This is a genomic window from Marinobacter gelidimuriae (assembly GCF_000372805.1).
Lineage (GTDB): Bacteria > Pseudomonadota > Gammaproteobacteria > Pseudomonadales > Oleiphilaceae > Marinobacter > Marinobacter gelidimuriae.
On sequence record NZ_KB889863.1, the window covers coordinates 1 to 1,248 of the forward strand.

The window sequence follows — 1,248 nt, forward strand, 5'->3', positions numbered from 1 at the left end:
CAAACAGCTGCAAACCCTGCAACAGGGCCTGCAGGCACAAGCCATTGAAAATCAGCGAAACTCGCCCACTCAGCAGGGCCTGCTGGGGGCGCTGGCAGAATTTTTTGACGATCTCACACGCTCTGACGGTGCCGCTGGTGAGTCACTGGGGCGCTGGAAAGTAAATTTTAACAACGCCCTCAGAGCTGGCAAGGAGTTGATCGCCGCTGCCTCATTCAAGGTGGTGGCAGAAACGGCCATCGGGCTAGCACTGGGGGCGGCGCTTTTGTACAGCCTGTCGCGCCTTGCCCGAGTGCTGTTTATTCGCCGCGACTGGCCGTTGGAAATGCCCCTGCGCGCCAAGCCCTGGATGCTGATGGCGCATTTTGCACGCCGGATAATCCCCTGGATTCTGACACTGGTTGGCCTGTTCCTGCTGTTGGGTCTGCGCATGCTGGGCATTTCAGACACCGCGCAAAGCACCGTTCTGGTGCTGGCTTATATCAGCCTGTGCGGCCGTCTTCTGACGTCATTATTCGACGTCATGATTTCGGTTTTCTCCAGCGGCCATCGAACCACCGCTGTTGCTATTTTACATAGGCGTACGCTGTTTCCGCTGTTCATTATTGGTGCTCTGTTCGCTTTGTCAGATGCTCTGGGGTCGTCAGAGTTGGTGTCGCAGCTCGGCGCCGACCTGGCCTCTACTCTGGCGCTCGTTTTCAGTATATTTGGTGCCCTGCTGGCAGTCTTCGTGATTATCCGCAACCGCCGCCCGATCACCCATCTGATACGCAATCAGCCGTATAACCAGCGCAAGAATCAAGGCGTATGGCGGGAACTTGTCGGCCTGCTGGCGCGGCTCTGGCATATTCCGTTGTTGCTGGCGATTGGCGCCTCTATGGTGGCTGTTTTTGCCAAAGGCGGTTCAGGCAACGCGGCTCTGGGCAAGGCGCTTATTGTTTCACTCGTACTGATTATCACTTTGGCAGCGCAAGGTGTTGTCGGCATTCAAAAAAGCAGCTCCCGCCACAGGTCTCTGAGCACCTTCAGCCGGCGCCTGGTGAAATTCGGCTATCGCTTATTACAAATTGCGTTATGGCTGGCCTTTTTTGAGATAGCGCTGCAAGTCTGGGATCTGTCCCTGCTAGGGCTGGCCAACAAGCCGTCCCTCAGTGCTGGCCTGGCAGACAGCCTGTTTGCGCTGACGGTTACCGGGCTGGTCGCCAGCTTGACCTGGACCTTTGCCGATGAGCTTCTGGAGCGCGCTGT

At 57.1% G+C, this 1,248-nt stretch carries 1 pseudogene; it reads left to right on the top strand.

Features of this window, described 5'->3' with window-relative positions:
* A pseudogene (locus A3OI_RS23080) lies at nt 1-1,248 on the top strand (mechanosensitive ion channel family protein); the annotation flags it as partial.